The following is a 21,085-nucleotide window of genomic DNA, read 5'->3' on the forward strand; positions in this document are numbered from 1 at the left end:
CCCGGCAAAATCCGATTTTCTTTTTTAGCACAGCGCCGGTCTGAGTGTGAATAACGCAAAAAAGTATCAAAAAAGAGTTAAATCTTCTTTGATGAGATCTTGGCAAACGTTGCAGAGAAGATACCCGGCATTGAACGGATCTCCTTCATCACGTCCTCTGGCACCTCACTGTCCACGTTTAAGACCATGAGCGCCTCTTCACCGGCGTTGATCCGGCCAACCTGCATGCCGGCGATGTTGATATTGCATTTCCCGAGGATGGTGGACGCCCGTCCGATCACGCCCGGCTTGTCCAGGTGCCGGGAGACAATGACATAGCCCTCCGGGATCAGATCCATCGTGTACTTGTCAACGGATACGATCCGGCTGCGGCCTTTTACAAACACAGTCCCGCATACGGTCTCTTCAGTCTTATCGGTTTTTACCCGGATCGTGATGAGGTTTTTAAACCCGTGTGCCTCTTCGGTTACCGTTTCGCTCATCGCAATCCCGCGTTCCTTTGCTACAAACTCGGCGTTAACAATATTGACCGGGGTCTGGAGGATAGGATCGAGAAGGCCTTTGAGAACGAGGCGGGTTACAAACTTCATGCTTCCGGCATAGGCTGCAAGCTCGCCGCCATAGATGCACTCCACAGAGGCAAGCCGGCCCTCGACCGTCTGGATCGCAAAGCGTCCCATCTTCTCGGCAAGCTCTGCAAACGGTTCGAGTACTTCGGCATGCTCGGTCGGGACGATCGGTGCGTTCACCACGTACTTCGCTGAGCCGCCGTTGAGGACCTCGACACACTGCTTTGCAACCTGAATTGCCACGTTTTTCTGTGCCTCAACCGTGCTTGCACCCAAGTGAGGAGTTACGATCACGTTGTCGAGCGAAAGAAGCGGGGATTCGAGCGGGGGTTCGGTTTCAAAGACATCAAGCGCTGCTCCGGCTACCTTGCCGCTCTTGATCGCATCCACCAGTGCCGCCTCATCAATGATCCCGCCACGGGCGCAGTTAATGATCCGCACGCCATCCTTCATCGTGGCAATGCTCTTTGCATTGATCACGTGTTTTGTCTCCTTGATCAGCGGAGTGTGCACGGTGATCACATCGGCAACCGTGAAGAGCTCGGCAAGGGACATCACCCTGACGCCGAGCTGGGCAGCCCGCTCTTTGGAGATAAACGGGTCATAGGCAACGCATTTCATGTCCATTGCATTTGCCCGCTTTGCCACTTCGCGGCCGATCCGCCCGAAGCCGACGATCCCCAGTGTCTTCTCGTTGAGCTCCACGCCCATGAACTTGCTGCGCTTCCATTCCTTCTTTTTGAGGCTCGCGTTTGCCTGGGGGATGTTCCGGGCGAGTGAGAGCATCATCGCCATCGTGTGCTCGGTTGCTGCAAGGGTATTTCCCTCAGGAGCGTTTGCCACAATTACACCCTGCCGGGTTGCCGCGTCCACGTCAACATTATCCACGCCGACACCGGCCCGCCCGATAAACCTGAGCTTTTTCCCGGCGGTGATCACCTTTGCGGTGACCTCAGTACCGCTCCGCACAATCAGGGCATCGTACTCACCGATGACCCCGCAGAGCTCATCTTCCTTGAGATCGGTCTTGACGTCAACCGTAAAGGCCTCTTTCAGGATAACCAGCCCTTCTTCCGCCAACGGATCGCTGACGAGTATTCTAGCGTTTGCCATAAAATCCCATACAATATCTGCGCACTACCTAATCAGGGTTATTCTTGGTCTCCCGGGGCGATCCCCGCAGGTGCCACCGGAACGGATGCCGGCAGATGATAATACTTAAACAGGGGGGAGGTGAGATCATAAGTGGTGCGAGCATGAACGATGTGCCCAATATTCTATGGCTCGAAGAGATCAGGAAGGAGGATATTGCCTCTGTGGGCGGCAAGGGCGCGTCCCTTGGAGAGATGGCTTCGATTGGTCTTCCGGTTCCCCCGGCCTTTGTGGTCACGGCCCAGGCGTTCCGGCGGTTTCTGGTCGAGACCGGCCTTGACCAGAAGATCTTCAAGGTCTCGGAAAATATAGACGTGGAGAATAATGCGGTCCTTGAAAAGGCCGCCGATACCATAAAGGCCTTGGTTGTCAAGGCAAAAATGCCGGCAGCGATAAAAGAGGACATCAGGGCCTCGTATAAGAAGATGGCCCAAAAAGACCTGATCGTTGCGGTCCGGTCGAGCGCCACGGCAGAAGATCTTCCCGATGCAAGTTTTGCCGGCCAGCAGGAGACCTACCTCAATATCAAGGGCGAGACTGCGCTTCTTGCCGCAGTCCAGAACTGCTGGGCCTCGCTCTACGGGGCACGGGCAATCTACTACCGGGCCAAGCAGGGATTCGAGGAACACACGGTCAATATCGCAGTCGTGGTCCAGCAGCTGGTCCACTCGGAGAAGGCCGGCGTCATGTTCACTTCCCACCCGATCAGCGGGGAGCCCCTCACCATCATCGAGGGTTCATGGGGCCTTGGCGAGGCAGTTGTCTCCGGGTCGGTTTCTCCGGATCACTATGTTTTTGACCAGCGGACTGAATCAATCGTGGAGGTCAACCTCGCTAACAAGAAAGTCGAGATCATCCCAGACGGGTCCCATGGCACAAAACTCGTTCCGGTTGATCCGGCACGGCAGGACGCACGGGTTCTCCCGGACGAAGAGCTCTCCAAGCTCGCGATGTACGGCAAGATCGCCGAGAACCATTACGGCGTACCGCAGGACGTTGAATGGGGCATTATTGCCGGGACAATCTATATCCTCCAGTCCCGGCCGATCACGACAATCGGGAAGAAAGAGGCAAAGGGCATGTCAGGACAGGGCAAAGAGGCAAAGATTCTCCTGAAAGGACAGGGAGCGGCACCAGGTACCGCGAGCGGGAAAGTGGTCATCATCCGAGATGTAAAGGACACGGGTGCGGTCAAAGATGGCGATATCCTTGTCACCCGCATGACCAACCCGGACATGGTGCCGGCAATGAGAAAGGTCGCCGCCATCGTGACAGATGAAGGAGGCATGACCTGCCATGCAGCCATTGTATCCAGGGAACTGGGCACCCCTGCGGTAGTCGGGACCAAAACCGGTACGCAACAGCTCAAAAACGGGCAGGTAGTCACCGTTGATGGTGAGATGGGCTTGGTGTACGAAGGTGCCATCAGCAGCGCAGCACCGGCAAAGGCGGGCGCAGCACCGGCAGCCGCACTCGGAAGCGCACCGATCATCACTGCCACCAGCGTGAAGGTGAATGTCTCGATCCCCGAGGCAGCGGCCCGGGCGGCAGCAACCGGCGCTGACGGTGTCGGCCTGCTCCGGATCGAACACCTGATCCTCGGGCTCAACAAGACACCGGGATGGTTTATCGCCAACCATAAGGAAGAGGATTTCGTCAAGGAACTCTATGACGGCATCAAGATCGTGCTCGATGCCTTCCCGGGAAAGACGGTCTGGGTGAGGACACTCGATGCCCCGACCGACGAATTCCGGAACATGCAGGGCGGCGAGAGCGAACCCCACGAACACAACCCGATGCTCGGCTGGCGCGGAATCCGTCGTGACCTCCAGAGCTTCGACCAGTTCCGGCTCCAGGTAGAGGCATTTAAAAGGCTCTGGAAGGCCGGTTACGAGAACCTTGGTGTCATGTTCCCGATGGTCTCCCACCCCGATCAGTTCATCAGGGCAAAGGAGATGATGGCCGGCTGGGGCGTGGACGTGGAGAACGTCACCCTTGGTATCATGATCGAGATCCCGGCAAGTGCCATTATGATCGAGGATTTCCTCCAGGCCGGCATCAAGTTTGCCTCCTTTGGCACGAACGATCTTATCCAGTACACCATCGCCATTGACCGAAACAACGAGAACGTGGCGGATATGTACAACCCCCAGCACCCGGCGGTCCTTGCCCTGATCCACGCTGCAATCCAGAAGTGCCGCGAATACAATGTCGAATGCTCGATCTGCGGTCAGGCCGGATCCGATCCCAAGATGGCGGTCTGGCTTGTGGAACACGGGATCACCAGCATCTCTGCAAATATCGATGCCATTGCAAAGATCCGGGAAGCGGTCGCAAAGACCGAGAAACGCATCATCCTCGAAGCTGCGAGAAACCGCGATGCTCAGTAACGGGATATCAGAAGACGATCTCTTCTCTTTTTTATCCTTACACAAGAAGGAAGACCTCGACCACCGGTACATCTTAAGCTCCATGTGTACGCTCCCGCATCCGGTCGCGGTCCGGGCGCACTGCATGTTCATGGAGACCAATCTTGGAGACCCCGGACTTTTCCCCGGCACTGCGGCACTGGAACGTCTGCTTGTCGAGCGTCTGGGCACCCTCTTCCATCACAAGAACGCCGGCGGCTATGCAACTTCGGGAGGTACCGAGTCCAATATCCAGGCGCTCAGGCTTGCAAAGGCACTCCGTCCCGGTTCCAGTCCGAACGTGGTTCTTCCCGAATCTGTCCATTTCTCCTTTAAGAAGGCCTGCGATCTCCTCAGTCTGGAAATGCGCAGCGTACCGCTCGGCACAGACAGGAGGATCATGGCAGATAAGGCTGCCGAACTGATTGACAAAAACACTATCTGTCTCGTGGGTGTTGCCGGCACCACAGAGTACGGCATGGTGGATCCGATCGCAGATCTTGCAAAGATCGCTGCCCAGCAGGACATCTTCCTGCACGTGGATGCGGCGTTTGGCGGGATGGTGATCCCATTTCTTCCCAAGCCAGTTCCCTTTGATTTTGCTCTTCCCGGGGTTACTACTCTTGCAGTGGACCCGCACAAGATGGGTATGAGCACGATCCCGGCGGGGGTTCTCCTCACCCGGGAGCCGGACATGCTTGATGCGCTCAATATCGACACCCCGTACCTCACGGTAAAAAAAGGATATACGCTTGGCGGTACCCGCCCGGGCGCCCCGATGGCCGGGGCTCTTGCAGTCCTTGATTACCTTGGCATTTCTGGAATGAAGGCTGTGGTTGCCGGCTGCATGAAGAATACAGAGCGCTTAATCGCCGGTATGGAGACACGGGGAATACAGCCGGCCGCCAGTCCCGATGTAAATGTTGCAACCTTTGTCTGCGACCGGGTACCAGAACCGTGGAAAGTCTCATGGACTCGGGCCGGCCACCTCAGGATTGTCTGCATGCCGCATGTAACTGCAGACCGTATCGAAGCGTTCCTTTCAGATTTTGGTGATATGTATGCTTGACAGACTGGTAGAATCCCTGGAAACCTGCCCGATGGTAAAGAGGGGAGAGTACAATTATTTCATCCACCCGATCACCGATGGCGTACCGCTGGTGGAGCCTGCCCTGCTCCGCGATGTATGCAGCGCAATGGTGAAAGTCCTTGATCTCAACAATATCGACAAGATCGTAGTAGTTGAGGCCATGGGTATCCACATCGGGGCAGTCCTCTCGGTGATGACCGATATCCCCATGGTTGTGATGCGCAAGCGGGAATACAAGCTCCCGCACGAGATACCCGTTCACCAGAAGACCGGATATTCCAAGGGAGAATTGTATCTTAACGGCGTGTACAAAGGTGACAGGGTGATCATTATCGATGATGTAGTGAGCACCGGCGGCACGATGAAGGCGCTCCTTTCAGCCCTCGAAATCGCTGGCGCTGAGATCAAGGATGTCTGCATCGTGATCCAGCGCGGCAATCCTGACATAGGCCGGCCCTATAAATCGCTAGTTAAAATCGAGGTTGATGACCGGGTGCATGTGGTTGAGCGGTTCATCTGACCTGATCACAAAACTCAAAAATCGGGGGGTGAGCAGAGTAGCCCTCCAGTTTCCCGAGGGATTGAAACGTCAGGCTGCCGATCTCGCTTCGGATCTCAAGGCCGCAGGGTTTGGCGTGATCGTCAGCGGTGATCCCTGCTACGGTGCCTGTGACCTTGCACTCGATACCATTTCCGAGGGGCAGGCAAACGTGCTCGTGCATTTCGGGCACGCCCCGGTGGACGGCCGCCCGGAAGTAATTTTCGAGCCCTGGCAGGTTGAATTCGATGTGTCGGTGCTTGAACATGCCCTGCCCCTGCTCCGGGGGAGGGACATTGGTCTTGTCACGACCGTCCAGCATGCCCACCTCGTCCCGACTATGGAATCATTCCTTGCATCCCACGGTTTTGAGACACGGGTAGCCAAAGGCACCCCTCGAACACCACTCCGGGGACAGGTGCTCGGGTGCAGTTTTGCCGCGGCAAAAGCCACCGGGGCCCGCGAGATCCTCTTTGTGGGTACCGGGGTATTCCACCCGACCGGCATCGCTCTTGCCACCCGGGCCCGGGTGATCGCATTCGATCCTATCTCTGGTACGGCACAGGAAGTAAGTGCTGACTCTCTCCTGCGCCGGCGCTCCGCGGTCATCGGGAAAGCACGGGAGGCCCGTTCGGTTGGGATCATCCTCAGTACCAAGAGCGGCCAGAAACGCCGGGAGCTTGCCGAACGGCTGGCCGGGCTTGCCCCCGGGGCGGTTATTGTCACCCTGCGTGAGGTGACGCCGGACCAACTCCTCAACCTCGGATTTGACTGCTATGTAAACACTGCCTGCCCGCGCATTGCTTACGACGATCAGGTGAGATTTGCCCGGCCCGTCCTCTCCCCCCAGGAGTTCGAGATCCTCTGTGGCGTACGGGCATGGGAAGACTACGCAATCGACGAGATAGTATGAAACTCAGGCAGCTGGAGATAGCCCTGCAGCGATGCGCCGGTTTTGAGCGGCCCCGGGCTTCACGCGAACAGTACCAGACCCCGGCCACCCTTGCAGCCCGGCTCCTCTACGATGCGTTTGTCAGCGGCGACATTGCCGAAAAAACCGTTATGGATCTCGGTTGTGGCACCGGCATCCTTGCCATCGGGGCAGCACTGCTCGGTGCCCGGGAGGTCCGGGGCACGGATATTGATCCGGAGGCCCTCCGCACCGCAGAAAAGAATGCGGCACTGCTCGGGGCGGACGTGACCTTTATTGCAGCCGATGTGGGCAGTACGGAAAAAATTGATCCCTGCGATACCGTGGTCATGAACCCTCCTTTTGGCGCCCAGAAACAGAACATACACGCCGACCGGCCGTTCATCGATTGTGCCCTTGCCATCGCACCGGTGACATACGGGATATTCAATGCCGGTTCGACTGCCTTTGTGGAGGCGTACATTGCCGGGAGAGGCAATATTACCGGCAGGGTTGCCGGCACCTTTTCCCTGAAGCGCTCGTTTACCTTTCACACCAGGGACCTCCAGGAGATCCCCGTAGAGATCCTCAGGATAGTACGAGCCTGACCACTCCCGGCAACACACTTATATGCGCCGGTCCTGAGAGATTATACCGGAGATTTGCTCATATGGACAAGACAGGTATTGCGGCACTGGTTGTCGGAATTGTACTGCTGATTCTTGGGGGCCTTGCAATCTGGGCATTCCTGCCCGATGTGATCGTTGCGGTAAAAGGCCTGATCGGGATCGTGGTTCTCCTCGCCGGCCTGATGCTGATCCTCTTCGGGGTTCTGATCATTAAGGAATAGACGATTTATTCCAGCTTTTTTTCTAAAAGAGGATAGGCCCGGGTTTGATCCGGGCAAAAAAAGGGATGTTTTCACACCGTTATACTTTCACCACGATACATTGGGAGGCCGCGGTCTCCACCACAGGTTCGGGCTTGTTGGCAAAGTACTCATCCACGGCCTTTCGCACCCCCGGTGCGGTAAGATAATCATGGGAAACAATCACCCCACCGGGGCTCATCCGGGGGTAAAAAAATTCAAGGCATTTTTTGGTACTGTCGTAGGTATCCACATCGAGATTGACAAAGGAGAATTTCTTGTCCGTAACCGGGGCTGATGTATCGGGAAAGAGACCTTTGTACAGGTGAACATTCTTCTCGGACGCCAGGTACGCTTTCACCTCATCGTAGGAGGCGGCAAATTTCCCCTCATAGAACGGCCAGACCGCATCCACGTCATCCACCCGGGGCAGGCCGGCAAAGGTGTCGAAAAGGTGGAGGGCACGATTCCCCTTGGCCGAACAGATAATCTTGGCCGATCCCCCTTTGTATACACCAACCTCCGCAATATCCCCTGGCACTTTCTCGGTGATCTTTGCAGCCATGTAAATATGGTATGCCTCGATGTCTTCCAGCAGGAGATCCGTATCGGACCGGATCTTCTTGAGGGACGAGGTAAAGCGCTTACGTTCCGCGCTGCCATAGTGCGAGAGTCGTCCCCGGTGCGCGATATCATATCCCATAAATGGCTCCAAAACCGCCAGTTTCCTGAATTTCAGCAGGTATTTGCTGGGCATTATGGTATCGAAACACCAGATAAGGCGTTTTTTGGGGAACAAACTCATAGCCGGTGGTATTGGTCGTGCCGGGATTTATAGTGATGATATGGCAGGTGTCTCATCTCTTCCGGAATCGCACTGAATAAAACGCGACCGCAACCGCAGCGCAGAGAAGGATAATGCCGGCTACAAGGCGAGAAAGAATCACCAGCCCTGCAACGTACGCAAGCAGGACCGAGATCAGGCCCGGGATACGGCCGTTTATGTACGCCCCGATCACTGAGACAATAAGGATGATCATGGGCAGGAGAAGAAAGAACGTCCGGAGAGCAGGATCCGAGTACTGTGCGGTGACCGCAGAGCCAAGTGCATTGATGAGAAGGTTTTCCGGGGAAATGCCAATAGCGGTCCAAAGACCGGAGAGGAAGCCAAACCCGATTACGAACTGCCAGATGAACCGATGGACTTTTTTTGCCATACCACTTCACCATAACGGGCGATAATTCGGACCACCGCACCACATCTCTGGAGATCACCGGAGTTTCTGCCCCGATCGCCGGACCGGATCTTCTTCCACGTCAAATTCGTCCAGGAACGGCATAAGGCCGGTGATGACTGGTACTGGCCGGCCTGAGGAGGGATCAGGCTCTTCCCCCAAGGAAACGATCTCGATCATCATAGGGAATTCGTCCAGCGTGCGGTTAAACGAAGGATCGTTTTCCAGCGTGAAGGAGAGGAACCGATCAACCCGGACATACGGACGCTCGTACTCGGGAACTCCACAAAATTCCGCTTCCACTTGGACAAGCGTCCTGTCTGTAGCCAGATCCTTTTCGAAAAAGAGATACACGGCAATCCCGTAATCTCGGCCAATGGCATCAAGGTGCCGGATCTCAACCATCCGGCCGCGATCTATGCCGATCGATGCCAGTTTTTCAGAGAGCGTTGCTCCGCAAAGGGCGTCCCGGGCGGCCTGGGTATCATCCATACTAACATGTGGGGTGGGAGAATTTGTATAGCTGATCTTGGGAACTCAAAGGAGAACCCTTCACGGGATGATCCGATGAGATCGGAAAAGGGACGGAAACTTTTTCAGCAGGCATAATGGGGAGAACGATATACGGGTAGTACGTGAGTGCCCCCAAAAACGAGGGAATCGGGCCGCGGACTATCAGGAAAGTGAGCATCAGGCTGCTGCCGTTTCTCATCCTTCTCTATGTGATCGCCTACCTGGACCGGGTGAACTTCGGTTTTGCTGCGCTCGAAATGAACAGTGCGCTGGGGCTCTCTAGCGAGATTTTCGGCTTTTTGTCCGGGATCTTCTTTATAGGGTACCTGCTTTTCGAATTGCCCAGCAACCTGATCCTCCAGAAGATTGGGGCCAGGATCTGGATTACCCGTATCCTCATCAGCTGGGGAATTGTGGTAATCGTAACTGCCTTTGCCACCGATGCGGTACAGCTGGCCGTACTCCGGTTCGTTCTCGGGGTCATGGAGGCCGGATTCTTCCCGGGCATCCTCCTCTATCTTACCTACTGGTTCCGCGAACGCGAACAGGCAAAAGCCGTGGGGCTCCTGATGTCGGCACTTGCCATTTCCACGATTGTCGGGGCACCGGTATCAACATGGATCCTCGATTCCATCCACTGGTTAGGGATGGCCGGCTGGCGCTGGCTTTTTGTCCTGGAAGGACTGCCGGCAATTATCCTTGGTGTTGTCACGTACTGGTATCTTACCGACAGACCAGAGGACGCGGCCTGGCTTGATCCGGAGGAGCGGGACTGGCTTGCCGGGGAGATCAAAAAAGAGAGCAGGCAGCGGCAGAAGCAGGGAGGGCACAGCGGCCTTGTTTCCGTTATTACCGATCTGCGGGTCTGGCATCTCGCCCTGATCTACTGTATGCTTGTTGTCGCCCTGTACGGCCTGGGGTTCTGGATGCCACAGATCATCCGTTCGATGCATGCGGGGCTGTCCAATACGTCCATTGGCCTGATCATGACAGTTCCGTATGCATGCGCAGGTGTGACTATGATCCTCTGGTCCCGGCATTCGGACCTGACCGGGGAGCGGCGCTGGCATACCGCACTTCCGCCACTGATTGGGGGAATTGCCCTTGCCGGCTCGGGAATTGCGGTCTCTCCCCCTGTGGCATTTTTGCTCCTCATTATTGCCACAATGGGCATATTCTGTGCGTTTGGGCCGTTCTGGGCGCTTCCCGCGCTTTTCCTTGCAGAGATTACCGCTGCAGCGGGGATCGCAGTCATAAACTCCATCGGGAACCTGGGAGGATTTGTCGGGCCGACCCTCATGGGATACCTGACACAAGTGACCGGCAGCACCAATGCCGGGCTTATCGTAATCGGTGCCGGCCTTGTTCTGGGCGGAGCCGGGGCTGTGTTCGTGAGCGGACAAAAACCGGACAGGCATACCTGAAATCTAAAAAATAATCGACGGGAAACTTATCTCCGGGAACGGGAATATCCGAACGCAACCATCGCAACAAGCGAAGCTGTCACACCGATAAATACAAAATCACTGCCGGCCTGGGTGGGTGATGGCGATGCTGGCGCTTCGGGGGATGCTGTTGCAGTCTCTGGCAGGGGTGTGGAGGAGCCAGCCGTTGACGTCACAACAAGGGGCAGGCTCACCGTGCTGCTGCCCAGGGGGGCTGTTCCCCCGGTGGTGTCGATCTCGTTTACCTGGAGAAGGGTCACATTCGTTCCCTCGCCAAGGGGGATGGTCCCTGTCAGGAAAACATTGAATGACACATCATCGGTGGTCGGGTACGAAAGGAGATATCCGCTCATAAATGCAGCGGGCCCTGTTGCAGTCTGGTTAGCCTGTGGGATGCCGTTGACAAAAACCTGGATTATCCAGTGCGCCTCCCAAAGGGAGGTCTGCATCTGGAGCGAGTGGGTTCGCGAAAACGTGGTCGCACCTGTGGGAATCATCGCATAGGTGATGGTCGCATTTTCCAATGTGCCGGGCGTAACCGGGGGGGCCGGACGGAAGGATTGCCCCGAGACAATGAAGGTAGCAGTGACCGGGGGCGCTGCACCCAGACAGAGTACGCCAACAGCCACCAGCAGGAGGATATACCGTAGAATGCGGGGAGATTCCAAGGTGATCATAGCATGTCATCGTAGGATACTGGAGATCGTCAACATTTCGATCCAGTGCGCGGCAGGATACTCTTAAACCCGCCCGGGGATACAACGATAAAGGATACGGAGCCCGGAATGACCACACTGCATCAGGATACGTCACCGGAAGAAAAGGCGTACATTGCACAGGTCGCCCGCGATCTCGCAGCGGCAGGTACAAAACAGGATCTGGGAGTGCACCTTGCCCGCGCAGCCGGGGAATATACCCTTGCCGATCTCCAGGTGATTGGCGGCAGGCTCTTTGCGGAAGTGGATGCCCTGCCCGAACCGTACCGGAGCCGGGTAAGGCCGTATTTCCACGAGCAGATCTTCGGCGCCCACCACCGGCTCCTCCTGATGTACCGGTCTGGTGTGTTCCGGCAGGATCAGGATCCAATCCGGGACCGCGAAACTTTCGATAAATTCTGTGCGATGATCCCTGACGGCTGTTTTACCTGGGACGAACAGGCAGAGAGAACACCGTTCCGTTATTCTCCCCGTCACCGGCTCTTCTATTATCTCATGGCCGCGTTTACGATGTTTGTCCTTGATCGGCCCGGCCATCCCGTAGGTATGCCCTTCCCGGGAGGATTTACCGTAGAGGAGAGAAATGGCAACTGTTACTGCCTGATCCGGGACCGCGAGAAAGAGGTGTTTTTTTCCATCTGCAACTTTTGCCCGGCAAAGCAGAACGAGGGGGAATACCCCAGATATTCAGGGAAAAACACGAAATAATACCACAAGTTAGTAAATGTCATAGGAGGTCGCGAACCTCACGAATCAAGATGATGACATAACAAGAGCATACGCTCTTTAGTGAAACGTTACAAGAACAGTATTACCGTGTAAGAAGGAAAGGTGATAGCAGCTTGGTATGGTTCCCAGGGACTCGCGTACCCAAGTACAGCATACTACGTGTGTCAGCTTAACTGCTGGGTTCGGAATGAGACCAGGTGTTTCCCGACAGCTATGGCCGCTATCACCACATGATTTGCTTTTTTTGTTTGCAGCCGAAGAATGTTAGATGCTCATTCTTCGTCAGACCGGTAATCCATCACTGGAAACCGGTCCAAGCCAAGGTCCGGATTTGAACCGGAGTGTAGTTGATCTGCAGTCAACCGCGTGGCCGCTCCGCCACCTTGGCGACCGTGTAGAATGATACCCTATCCTGTAGGTCAGGATACGATATAAGGTTTGCACTCAGAATTTCGTCTGGGTTTAGCGTGGTGAGCACTAGTGTTTGGACGTTAGTACTTCCGGACTGAACACGTCGTTGCCTTCGTGCGTACATCCGAAGCCTATCAAACGGGTCTTTTACCCATGTCCTGTAACGAAGTCTCTTTTTAGGCCGGGTTTCAAGCTTAGATGCTTTCAGCTTTTATCCCTTGGCGCGTGGCTGCTCGGCACTGCCTTGTCAGACAACCGATCGACTAGAGGCGCCGAATGAAAGTTCCTCTCGTACTATTTCATTCTTACCTTCAGACTTCTAACACTCCTGATAGATAGTAACCGACCTGTCTCACGACGGTCTAAACCCAGCTCACGATCCCCTTTAATAGGCGAACAACCTCACCCTTGGCTGCTGCTGCACAGCCAGGATGGAAAGAACCGACATCGAGGTAGCAAGCCGCCGGGTCGATATGTGCTCTTGCCGGCGACGACTCTGTTATCCCCGTGGTAGCTTTTCTGTAGTCAATAAGCCTCACCAAAAGGCTATATTGGTTCGTTAGACCCGAGTTTCCTCTCGCGATCACTTGCTATGCGTGATCGCGTCAGGCCAACTTATGCTCTTGACACTCTTCTGTGAGTTTCTGACTCACATGAGTTGACCTTGGGGCACCCTTGATATTTTTTCGAGGGTGTGGCGCCCCACCCAAACTGCCCACCTACCGGTGTCCTCGTTAGAGTGAGAACTACAACAAAACTAGGATGGTGTCTCATCATTGGCTCCCCATTACCCGAAAGCAATGGATATAACGCCTCCCATCTACACTGCGCAAGAATTATCGTAATTCAACGACAGGCTGCAGTAAAGCTCAACGGGGTCTTCACTTCCCATCAGGAGTCTCTAGTCTCTGCACTAGAACAAAAGGTTCAACGGATTCGTGTTAGGGACAGTAGCGCACTCATTAATCCATTCATGCAAGTCGCCAATTAAGCGACAAGGTACTACGCTACCTTAAGAGGGTCATAGTTACCCCCGCCGTTTACGAGTCCTTCGTCCGGTTGAACCCGGTATTCAGATACTCGCACTGGGCAGGAATCAGTGACTATACTAGTCCTTTCGGAGTTGCAGTCACCTATGTTGTTATTAGACAGTTAGTGCGCCCCGGTCACTGCGACCTGCCTGATCTCCAGGCAGGCACCCCTTATCCCAAAGTTACGGGGCCAATTTGCCGAGTTCCCTTAACTACGATTAAATCCGACACGCCTACACCTCTTCAGCGAGGGGCACCTGTGTCGGTTCTCGGTACGGACATGTGATTCCCTTTTCATGGGCTCAAGGAATTTGCTTAGTTACCCCATCACACTTTCACCGGATTCTCACCATTACGGTACTCCACCAGTTTATGTGCTTGGACGGGATGACAGTCCCGCTGAGCATATCCCAAAGCGTCAGGGTCTTGCGACTTAAAACCACATGGTACAGGAATATTAACCTGTTTCCCATTCGGTACGTTCGAGTTACGACGCACCTTAGGACCGACTAACCCTCGGCTGACGAACGTTGCCGAGGAAACCTAGCCCCTGCGGCGGTTGGGATTCTCACCCAACTATGCTTCTACTACTGCCAGAATTCTCATCACTACGCGGTCCACTGGAACTCACGCCCCAGCTTCTACCCACGCAGAGCGCCTCCCTACCAGATCACCTTTCGGTGCTCCGTGGTCTCTGTAGTAGGCTTTAGCCCCGTCCATTTTCACCGCCCTAAATCTTGACTGGTAAGCTGTTACGCACTTTTTAAAGGATAGCTGCTTCTGAGCTCACCTTCCAGTTGTCTTTGACCTAGGACCAATTTCAGTGTTGACACTGAGCCTACATTGAGGGACATTAACCACGGTCTGGGTTGTTTCCCTTACGCATTACAAGCTTACCCCGTAATGCGGACTTCCAACCATCTAGGATGTCGGGGAGTTTGGAGTTTGACAGGGGGGTGAGCAGTTTCCCGCCCAGCTCCCCCAATCAGTGCTCTACCTCACCGACTATCTCCGGTTAGGTCATGCTGCGACATGTTTAGGGAGGAACCAGCTGATGCCGGGTTCGATTAATCTTTCACTCCTATACGTAGGTCACACCAATGATTTGCATATCAATACGGCTTGCGGTCCTCCACGCAACTTTCGTCACGCTTCAACCTGCCAACGCATAGATCACTCGGCTTCGGGTCTTATCCTGCTGACTCCACGCACTTTTAATACGCCGTCCCACGCATTGCTGCTACGGACTTGTTGGTTTCCCTATGGCTCCCCTTGTGGGTTAACCTTCGCCAACAGAATAAACTCTCTGGCCCGTTCTTCAAAACGTACGTTGCGACACTGGCAACCTTACCCGTACTACCGCCTCGCGACGGGTTCCTTCATAAGGAAGATCCTTTCATGCCGCAACCCGCGATCACCTACCAATTTCAGGCACTTTTAACCACCTTTTCAGGGTTACTTTTCAGCTTTCGCTCACGCTACTAATTCGCTATCGGTTTCAAGGTGTATTTAGCTTTAGGGGTTGATGACCCCTGAATTCCCGCGAGAATTCCAACCCGCGGTACTCAAGACACCACCTAACACCGTCTGCTTCTGCGTACGGGACTTTCACCCTCTGTAGTGTGCCCTTCCAGGCAACTTCCGCTTCACATCCGGCATCGTACGGTGGGCTTATAACACCACATCTCCCTTGCGGGATTCGGTTTGAGCTCTGTCGTGTTCGATCGCCTCTACTAACGACATCTCGGTTGATTTCTTCTCCTGCCCCTACTGAGATGTTTCAATTCGGGGCGTTCCCTTTCCTTACGGAAAGACGCATAAAGCGTCAGGATGTCCTATTAGGGCATCTCCGGATCATAGATTCCTTGCGTCTACCCGGAGCTTATCGCAGCTTGGCACGCCCTTCTTCGGCACTTGAACCGAGCCATCCACTGGTAGGTTTAGACTAATGCTCCGCTAAACCCATTTAACGTCCTGAGTGCAAACCTTTACACGGCCTCGCAAAGTCATTGGTTTGACTCTCAGCCCTTCCCTCGTGATTCACATCTCGAGGTGCATCTAAACAGCTCCCTGGGATTCGAACCCAGCCTCGTGTGTCCCCATGTCAGACACGTGAGCCTTCTCTTGTCGACACCGGCAATTTTACAGTTTGTCTAGCAACCGCTTTAACCCGAATAAAATTCGTTAGGAGGTGATCCAGCCGCAGATTCCCCTACGGCTACCTTGTTACGACTTAACCCCCCTTGCAAAACCTAGATTCGATCGCCGCAGAAAACGACAACCTCATCAAGACCTCACTCGGGTGGTTTGACGGGCGGTGTGTGCAAGGAGCAGGGACATATTCACCGTGCTATTTTGAAACACGATTACTACGGATTCCAGCTTCATGTGGGCGAGTTGCAGCCCACAATCCGAACTAAGGATGGGTTTAGGAGATTGCCTTCACCTTTCGGTGTCGATACCCATTGTCCCACCCATTGTAGCCCGCGTGTAGCCCGGACAATTCGGGGCATGCTGACCTACCGTTGCCCATTCCTTCCTCCTCTTTAGCAGAGGCGGTCCCAACAGTGTCCTCTCCATCCCGGAGGACGAGCTAGCAACTGTTGGCGTGGGTCTCGCTCGTTGCCTGACTTAACAGGATGCTTCACAGTACGAACTGACGACGGCCATGCACCTCCTCTCAGCTAGTCAAGTAGAGTCTTCAGCCCGACTATCATTCAGCTGTCTTGTCCGGTGAGTTTCCCGGCGTTGAGTCCGATTAAACCGCAGGCTCCACCCGTTGTGGTGCTCCCCCGCCAATTCCTTTAAGTTTCAGCCTTGCGACCGTACTTCCCAGGCGGCGCGTTTCACGATTTCTCTTCGGCACCTCGGTGACTCGTGGTCACCGATACACCTAACGCGCATCGTTTACAGCTGGGACTACCCGGGTATCTAATCCGGTTTGCTCCCCCAGCTTTCGTTCCTCACTGTCGGAGCCGTCCTGGTGAGACGCCTTCGCCACAGGTGGTCCCCCAAGGATTACAGGATTTCACTCCTACCCCTGGAGTACCTCTCACCTCTTCCGGTCCCTAGCCTGCCAGTATCCCTGAGACGCCTTCCGGTTAAGCCGGAAGATTTCCCCAGAGACTTAACAAGCCAGCTACGAACGCTTTAAGCCCAGTAATAGTGGCCACCACTCGAGCCGCCGGTATTACCGCGGCGGCTGGCACCGGTCTTGCCCGGCCCTTTCTTCGCCAGTTATTTACACTGACGGACAGCCTGATTTTACAGGCACTCGGAGTTCCCTTGTCACGATTTCTCGCATTGCAAAGTTTTCGCGCCTGCTGCGCCCCGTAGGGCCTGGATTCGTGTCTCAGAATCCATCTCCGGGCTCTTGCTCCCACAACCCGTACCGATTACAGGCTTGTTGGGCCGTTACCCCAACAACAACCTAATCGGCCGCAGACCCATCCTGAAGCGGCGGACCTTTCAACTACAGAGCATTCCAGCATCCATAGCCTATGGGGTATTATCCCCAGTTTCCCGGGGTTATCCCCCTCTTCAGGGTAGGTTGTCCACGTGTTACTGAGCAGTATGCCGAGGTCTTACACCTCTCGACTCGCATGGCTTAATCGAACTCCGATAGCAGTGGCCTCTGGCAGGATCAACCAGAATTCAAATTGTACATACGTACGCACACTAATATCTGAACCTTAATTCGAGGAATTAGCGGTTACTAAACAAATATCCGCATTGCCAGTATCAACGTCAGAACCAACTCCGGTCATGCCGGGTATTGTTGGATCTCCATCAAAGTTTGCGTGTGTTCGTCGTGATTGTCACTTGAACACGGGCTCATAATGTAGGTTTTCTCGGTATTTATACCTTGTTGCCTGCATTGTTTTGTGTTCGGAACCAAGCCCCGGATTTACCGGTCGTTGTTGGCTCTTCACCACACGTTTTTCGTCGTGTTTTTAGTTTAAACACGGGCTCATAATGTAGGTTTTTTCGGTATATATACCTTGTTACCTGCATTCCTTGCCGATCTTCAGAACCGACACCCCGTTTTCCGGGGTTTTCTTCGGGTCTTCATCAGAATTGTGGATCACATTATTCCACAGATTACCATTTAAACATTACCCCATGAACATCCTGTTTTTCCCTTCCCGGCCCGGTCCCCTGGCATGAGTGGACGGGTCAAATACTGCTCCCGGTCCGCAGGAACCGGATTCCGGGCCTGATCCTGATGATTCCGACCAATACCCACGCATAGGAGCCAGAATGCCTGCGTGACGTTTCCCAAGAACTCCTCAAAAAAGGGGTTTTTTCCGAAATAATCCCTGTATTTTACATATTTCCCTCAGGGCCGGTATGTTCTGACCCCCGGGCAGGGAACCATCGCGCGGATAATTCCCGTACTCAGGCCTCCCCCGCGCTGTAAGAGCAACAAAAACCCGTATTGCCGGTTACCAGAGAAATAACCTGGGGAGCGCGAACGGTGCCCGCCGGCCCTTATCCCCGGATCCGGGCGTCTTCCCCATCTCGTCACATAGCCGAATATATGAAAGGACGGGCCTGTACCAGACACGGTACCCGGAAAAAAAGGATTTACGATTCCGGAGCCGGCGCTGGTGCTTCGGCCTCCGGGACGCTGTGGTCATAGACCCGGCTGATGTACCGCGCCATGAATACCTGGACGAGCGGATTGAGGACAAGCACGATCACCCACCCGACAAGCGGGATGAGGCCGAACAGGGAGATTACCAGGCTGAAAAGGATGACAAGGACCAGCACGATAATGAGCGCGAGGATGTACGTGCCCCAGCCGATTGCCTGGATGGTGGTGGTGATCGCGGAGAACCGGATCCCCTCCCTGATGCTCCCGGTACGGGCAAAACGCACGCTGCCAAGGATCGCATACAGGATGGTGATCACCAGGATAATAATCCCGATAAGAAGGAGGATCATGGCGGCACTTATCATTGGATTCCCATGGATAGTGCCAGAGACTGACCCCATAATGAGCAGGGCCAGGGCTGCGGTAACAACTACGATGGCCGGGACAAACCAAAGGATCTCAACGATCACCAGTTTAAGCCCGTCAAGGAAGAGCGTGCCCCACGCATTAAATGAGGGGGGAGGTGTTATCCCCCGGTAGATCCGGACGATGTACCCCGTAAGGAGGATCCCGAGAACCAGCCCGGCAAGGCAGAGCAGGATGATCTGGGGCCACGGGATAAGTTCCCAGTGGACATGCGTCCCGGTAACGAGGGTTTTCGGATCGCACACAAACCTGACCAAGGCAAACGGCAGGCTGCAGATGATGAAGATAAGCCACGTGACCGGGTTTTTTACCAGGGCGGTTTTTGTGTATCCGACCGCCTCTGAGACAATAGCTCCGTAATCCATAGTATACGATGCCGGGCGACAGATGATAATAATAGCGGGAGGGCCCGGGCTGGCTGACACTTGCCCCGGATCACCCAGAAAACACTTTTGGTATGCGTGACCCCCTATAAGGGAAACGGTGCAGTTTCTGACTGAGGGGTATCGGAATTTTCTTCTGAAAAAAGGGATATTTTGTCCTCCTTACCTGGACAAAATGCGATTCCTGTGTAGGGGATCACACGATCCATTTTTGTTTTTGAGCTCGGGTCTGTTTCTCAAAAACTCAGGAGAACGTACAAATAGTTCCCTTTTTCACGTCCTTAATCCTGCGTTTTTAAGAGGCAGGGCGGCAGCGAGCTACAGGCCGGCCAAAAACAGTTTTGCACCATGTGACCCCCCACACGACCACCAAGGCTTTTTAGTATCCCAAAAAAAGTACCGCGGTATATGCCGGTCTTTATCCCCCGACCCGGATCCAAGAGCGCCAGCCGGACCTTAAAACACCCTATCCCCGATATTGCCACCTTTGATTCTCTTGTCAGGAAGCTTGTCCGGTCAAACCCGCTCGGTTGCACCCCTTACTTCTCCATAAGGAAGAATTATCCTCCGGTTACGGTTGTCCGTGAGATGTACACTGCGAAGTTTGCGTACACGAACCCTGCGGGAAAACGTATCGGGACCAGCTCTGAGGTCTACGACTCCGTGGAAGGGTATGAGACCGGGGTCGCTGCCATGATCTCGAATGTGGCAAACATCTCCGCCCACCGGGGAAAGATCCGGCACCGGAAGGATGTGGACCTCTATTCGGCAATCCTGAAATGCAATGACCCAAACGACGGGATCTATTTTGTCAGCCTTGCCCGGAACCGCATCACAGTATCTTCCTATAGGGATGAAGCGATCCGGAAGAAGGTTGCTGCCTGGGCAGATGTGACACTGGGAACCGAAGAGCAAAGACCCGAACCGGCCCCGTAGAGCCTGCCGATGGAAAAAAGGATTTAATTGTCCTTTCTGCGGGAGAATACAAACCCAAGGCCCGCAATCAGGATCGCAGCACCTGCAAGCCCGGGCGTCAGCGGTGCATAGGTTGTGGTCGGAACCGTAGTGGCCTGGGGGTTTAAGGTGGCATAGAGGGCCACGGTCTGGCCGACGGTAGGGAACTGCGTAAGGGTCGAGGTGTACGTGACATAACCCGGGGCAGATACCGAGTAGGTCTGGTAAGGTGTGCCGGTGACGTACACCGGGACCGTGAGCGAGCCCTGGCTGATAGTACCCATGATCTGGTTGTCAAACGTAACCTGCGCACCGTCCACATTGCAGTTAACCTTGTACCAGCCCTGTCCGCCGCCAATAGGTGCCGCCGTCGTTGTCGGGACAGCGGCGTTTAAGGTCGCATAGAGGTCAACGGTCTCCCCTTTTGAGGGATAACCTGTGATCTGCCCGGTATAAGTGGTATACCCGCTTTCGCTCACTGAATAGGTGGTATAGGGTGTACCGGTCGCGTAGACCGGGACCGTGAGCGAGCCACCGCTTATGACGCCCATGTACTGGCCGTTAAAATACACGGAAGCACCGTTGACATTGCAGTACACCTGGTACCAGCCCTGGGCCCCGCCAATGACGGAGGCAGTCGTGGTCGGGACAACCGCAGTTAAGGTCGCATAAAGATTTACCGTTCCCCCTTTCGAAGGATACGCGGTGATCTGGCCGGTATAGGTCGTATACCCGCTTGCGCTCACCGAGAAGGTCTGGTAAGGTGTGCCGGTCGAATAGACCGGGACGGTCAGCGAACCGCCGGTTATGGTGCCCATGTACTGGTTGTCGAAATACACTGTCGCACCATCAACATTGCAGTTTACCTGGTACCAGCCTTCGGCACCGCCAATCGTGTTATCGGCCAGGGCGGCCGGGACAAGCATCGCCAGGATAACAGCGCAGAGAATCAGAATTTTTACCTTATTTGTCGTCATGGAAGGTTCCTCCCTAGCAACTATTCTTTTCCTTTTAGTATGAAAAAGGATCTATACTTTTTCTCCAAAAAATCCAATGCGGATCACCTAGAGGGCACCTCTCCCTTTACGCAATGCGGGGAATGCGAGGGGA

General features: G+C 54.7%; 16 protein-coding genes, 1 tRNA gene and 3 rRNA genes. 9 read left to right on the plus strand and 11 right to left on the minus strand.

The window, feature by feature from the left end; all coding sequences use genetic code 11:
• Window positions 1–77: 77 nt before the first annotated feature.
• Entirely contained in the window at window positions 78–1,682 is a 1,605-nt protein-coding gene (gene serA, locus MBOO_RS11280) for a phosphoglycerate dehydrogenase (RefSeq protein WP_012107736.1), read from the minus strand.
• 143 nt (window positions 1,683–1,825) lie between these two features.
• On the opposite strand from serA, the gene ppsA reads away from it, so the two are divergent.
• From ppsA to MBOO_RS11310, 6 genes are all read left to right on the plus strand, one after another.
• Entirely contained in the window at window positions 1,826–4,111 is a 2,286-nt protein-coding gene (gene ppsA, locus MBOO_RS11285; protein ID WP_012107737.1) for a phosphoenolpyruvate synthase, read from the plus strand.
• On the plus strand, window positions 4,101–5,198 hold the full coding sequence (gene mfnA / locus MBOO_RS11290) for a tyrosine decarboxylase MfnA (protein ID WP_012107738.1): 1,098 nt from the start codon (window positions 4,101–4,103) through the stop codon (window positions 5,196–5,198). Before ppsA ends, mfnA begins: the two co-directional genes overlap by 11 nt.
• A complete protein-coding gene (gene hpt, locus MBOO_RS11295) occupies window positions 5,191–5,739 on the plus strand; it encodes a hypoxanthine/guanine phosphoribosyltransferase (protein WP_012107739.1) in 549 nt (182 codons plus the stop codon). Before mfnA ends, hpt begins: the two co-directional genes overlap by 8 nt.
• Entirely contained in the window at window positions 5,717–6,670 is a 954-nt protein-coding gene (gene dph2 / locus MBOO_RS11300) for a diphthamide biosynthesis enzyme Dph2 (protein WP_012107740.1), read from the plus strand. The genes hpt and dph2 overlap by 23 nt, the downstream gene beginning before the upstream one ends.
• Window positions 6,667–7,275: an METTL5 family protein gene (locus tag MBOO_RS11305; RefSeq protein WP_012107741.1), complete on the plus strand. Its 609-nt coding sequence runs from the start codon at window positions 6,667–6,669 to the stop codon at window positions 7,273–7,275. The genes dph2 and MBOO_RS11305 overlap by 4 nt, the downstream gene beginning before the upstream one ends.
• A 62-nt stretch (window positions 7,276–7,337) precedes the next feature.
• Complete coding sequence (locus MBOO_RS11310; RefSeq protein ID WP_012107742.1) at window positions 7,338–7,517, plus strand: hypothetical protein; 180 nt, start codon at window positions 7,338–7,340, stop codon at window positions 7,515–7,517.
• A gap of 79 nt (window positions 7,518–7,596) precedes the next feature.
• Here MBOO_RS11310 and MBOO_RS11315 read toward each other — a convergent pair whose 3' ends face one another.
• The 3 genes from MBOO_RS11315 to MBOO_RS11325 form a co-directional block, all read right to left on the minus strand.
• Window positions 7,597–8,238 (minus strand): TylF/MycF/NovP-related O-methyltransferase, encoded by a 642-nt coding sequence (locus MBOO_RS11315; RefSeq protein WP_012107743.1) that lies wholly within the window; start codon window positions 8,236–8,238, stop codon window positions 7,597–7,599.
• A 154-nt stretch (window positions 8,239–8,392) separates the two neighbouring features.
• Window positions 8,393–8,752, minus strand: coding sequence for a hypothetical protein (locus MBOO_RS11320; protein WP_012107744.1), 360 nt, complete (start codon window positions 8,750–8,752; stop codon window positions 8,393–8,395).
• A 54-nt stretch (window positions 8,753–8,806) separates the two neighbouring features.
• Entirely contained in the window at window positions 8,807–9,262 is a 456-nt protein-coding gene (locus MBOO_RS11325; RefSeq protein ID WP_012107745.1) for a hypothetical protein, read from the minus strand.
• 143 nt (window positions 9,263–9,405) lie between these two features.
• On the opposite strand from MBOO_RS11325, the gene MBOO_RS11330 reads away from it, so the two are divergent.
• Complete coding sequence (locus MBOO_RS11330) at window positions 9,406–10,707, plus strand: MFS transporter (RefSeq protein ID WP_012107746.1); 1,302 nt, start codon at window positions 9,406–9,408, stop codon at window positions 10,705–10,707.
• Window positions 10,708–10,733: 26 nt separating this feature from the next.
• On the opposite strand, the gene MBOO_RS11335 is transcribed toward MBOO_RS11330, so the two are convergent.
• Window positions 10,734–11,405, minus strand: coding sequence for a hypothetical protein (locus MBOO_RS11335; RefSeq protein ID WP_012107747.1), 672 nt, complete (start codon window positions 11,403–11,405; stop codon window positions 10,734–10,736).
• A gap of 108 nt (window positions 11,406–11,513) precedes the next feature.
• On the opposite strand from MBOO_RS11335, the gene MBOO_RS11340 reads away from it, so the two are divergent.
• Window positions 11,514–12,152 (plus strand): DUF2115 domain-containing protein, encoded by a 639-nt coding sequence (locus tag MBOO_RS11340; protein ID WP_012107748.1) that lies wholly within the window; start codon window positions 11,514–11,516, stop codon window positions 12,150–12,152.
• A gap of 124 nt (window positions 12,153–12,276) precedes the next feature.
• On the opposite strand, the gene rrf is transcribed toward MBOO_RS11340, so the two are convergent.
• From rrf to MBOO_RS11365, 5 genes are all read right to left on the minus strand, one after another.
• Window positions 12,277–12,398, minus strand: a 5S ribosomal RNA gene (gene rrf, locus MBOO_RS11345).
• Window positions 12,399–12,489: 91 nt separating this feature from the next.
• A tRNA-Cys gene (locus tag MBOO_RS11350) sits at window positions 12,490–12,561 on the minus strand.
• Window positions 12,562–12,645: 84 nt separating this feature from the next.
• Window positions 12,646–15,569, minus strand: a 23S ribosomal RNA gene (locus MBOO_RS11355).
• A 232-nt stretch (window positions 15,570–15,801) separates the two neighbouring features.
• Window positions 15,802–17,269, minus strand: a 16S ribosomal RNA gene (locus MBOO_RS11360).
• The 16S, 23S and 5S rRNA genes sit together here with 1 tRNA gene alongside, the layout of an rRNA operon.
• 933 nt (window positions 17,270–18,202) lie before the next feature.
• A complete protein-coding gene (locus MBOO_RS11365) occupies window positions 18,203–19,003 on the minus strand; it encodes a DUF4013 domain-containing protein (RefSeq protein WP_048068464.1) in 801 nt (266 codons plus the stop codon).
• Between the two features lie 426 nt (window positions 19,004–19,429).
• Here MBOO_RS11365 and MBOO_RS11370 point away from each other — a divergent pair, with 426 nt between their 5' ends.
• Window positions 19,430–19,957, plus strand: a complete 528-nt coding sequence (locus MBOO_RS11370) for a hypothetical protein (protein WP_012107750.1) — start codon at window positions 19,430–19,432, stop codon at window positions 19,955–19,957.
• Between the two features lie 23 nt (window positions 19,958–19,980).
• On the opposite strand, the gene MBOO_RS11375 is transcribed toward MBOO_RS11370, so the two are convergent.
• The gene (locus MBOO_RS11375) at window positions 19,981–20,952 is read right to left on the minus strand and encodes a PEGA domain-containing protein (protein ID WP_012107751.1); all 972 of its coding nucleotides are present in this window, start codon (window positions 20,950–20,952) and stop codon (window positions 19,981–19,983) included.
• Between the last annotated feature and the right edge of the window lie 133 nt (window positions 20,953–21,085).

Source organism: Methanoregula boonei 6A8 (assembly GCF_000017625.1).
Lineage (GTDB): Archaea > Halobacteriota > Methanomicrobia > Methanomicrobiales > Methanospirillaceae > Methanoregula > Methanoregula boonei.

Coding starts and splice junctions, on each gene's coding strand:
- dph2 (WP_012107740.1), top strand. CDS start 5,717: ATGTGGTTGAGCGGTTCATCTGACCTGATCACAAAACTCAAAAATCGG.
- serA (WP_012107736.1), bottom strand. CDS start 1,682: ATGGCAAACGCTAGAATACTCGTCAGCGATCCGTTGGCGGAAGAAGGG.
- MBOO_RS11325 (WP_012107745.1), bottom strand. CDS start 9,262: ATGGATGATACCCAGGCCGCCCGGGACGCCCTTTGCGGAGCAACGCTC.
- MBOO_RS11340 (WP_012107748.1), top strand. CDS start 11,514: ATGACCACACTGCATCAGGATACGTCACCGGAAGAAAAGGCGTACATT.
- MBOO_RS11320 (WP_012107744.1), bottom strand. CDS start 8,752: ATGGCAAAAAAAGTCCATCGGTTCATCTGGCAGTTCGTAATCGGGTTT.
- mfnA (WP_012107738.1), top strand. CDS start 4,101: ATGCTCAGTAACGGGATATCAGAAGACGATCTCTTCTCTTTTTTATCC.
- MBOO_RS11375 (WP_012107751.1), bottom strand. CDS start 20,952: ATGACGACAAATAAGGTAAAAATTCTGATTCTCTGCGCTGTTATCCTG.
- MBOO_RS11310 (WP_012107742.1), top strand. CDS start 7,338: ATGGACAAGACAGGTATTGCGGCACTGGTTGTCGGAATTGTACTGCTG.
- hpt (WP_012107739.1), top strand. CDS start 5,191: ATGCTTGACAGACTGGTAGAATCCCTGGAAACCTGCCCGATGGTAAAG.
- MBOO_RS11335 (WP_012107747.1), bottom strand. CDS start 11,405: ATGATCACCTTGGAATCTCCCCGCATTCTACGGTATATCCTCCTGCTG.
- MBOO_RS11315 (WP_012107743.1), bottom strand. CDS start 8,238: ATGGGATATGATATCGCGCACCGGGGACGACTCTCGCACTATGGCAGC.
- MBOO_RS11365 (WP_048068464.1), bottom strand. CDS start 19,003: ATGGATTACGGAGCTATTGTCTCAGAGGCGGTCGGATACACAAAAACC.
- MBOO_RS11370 (WP_012107750.1), top strand. CDS start 19,430: ATGCCGGTCTTTATCCCCCGACCCGGATCCAAGAGCGCCAGCCGGACC.
- ppsA (WP_012107737.1), top strand. CDS start 1,826: ATGAACGATGTGCCCAATATTCTATGGCTCGAAGAGATCAGGAAGGAG.
- MBOO_RS11305 (WP_012107741.1), top strand. CDS start 6,667: ATGAAACTCAGGCAGCTGGAGATAGCCCTGCAGCGATGCGCCGGTTTT.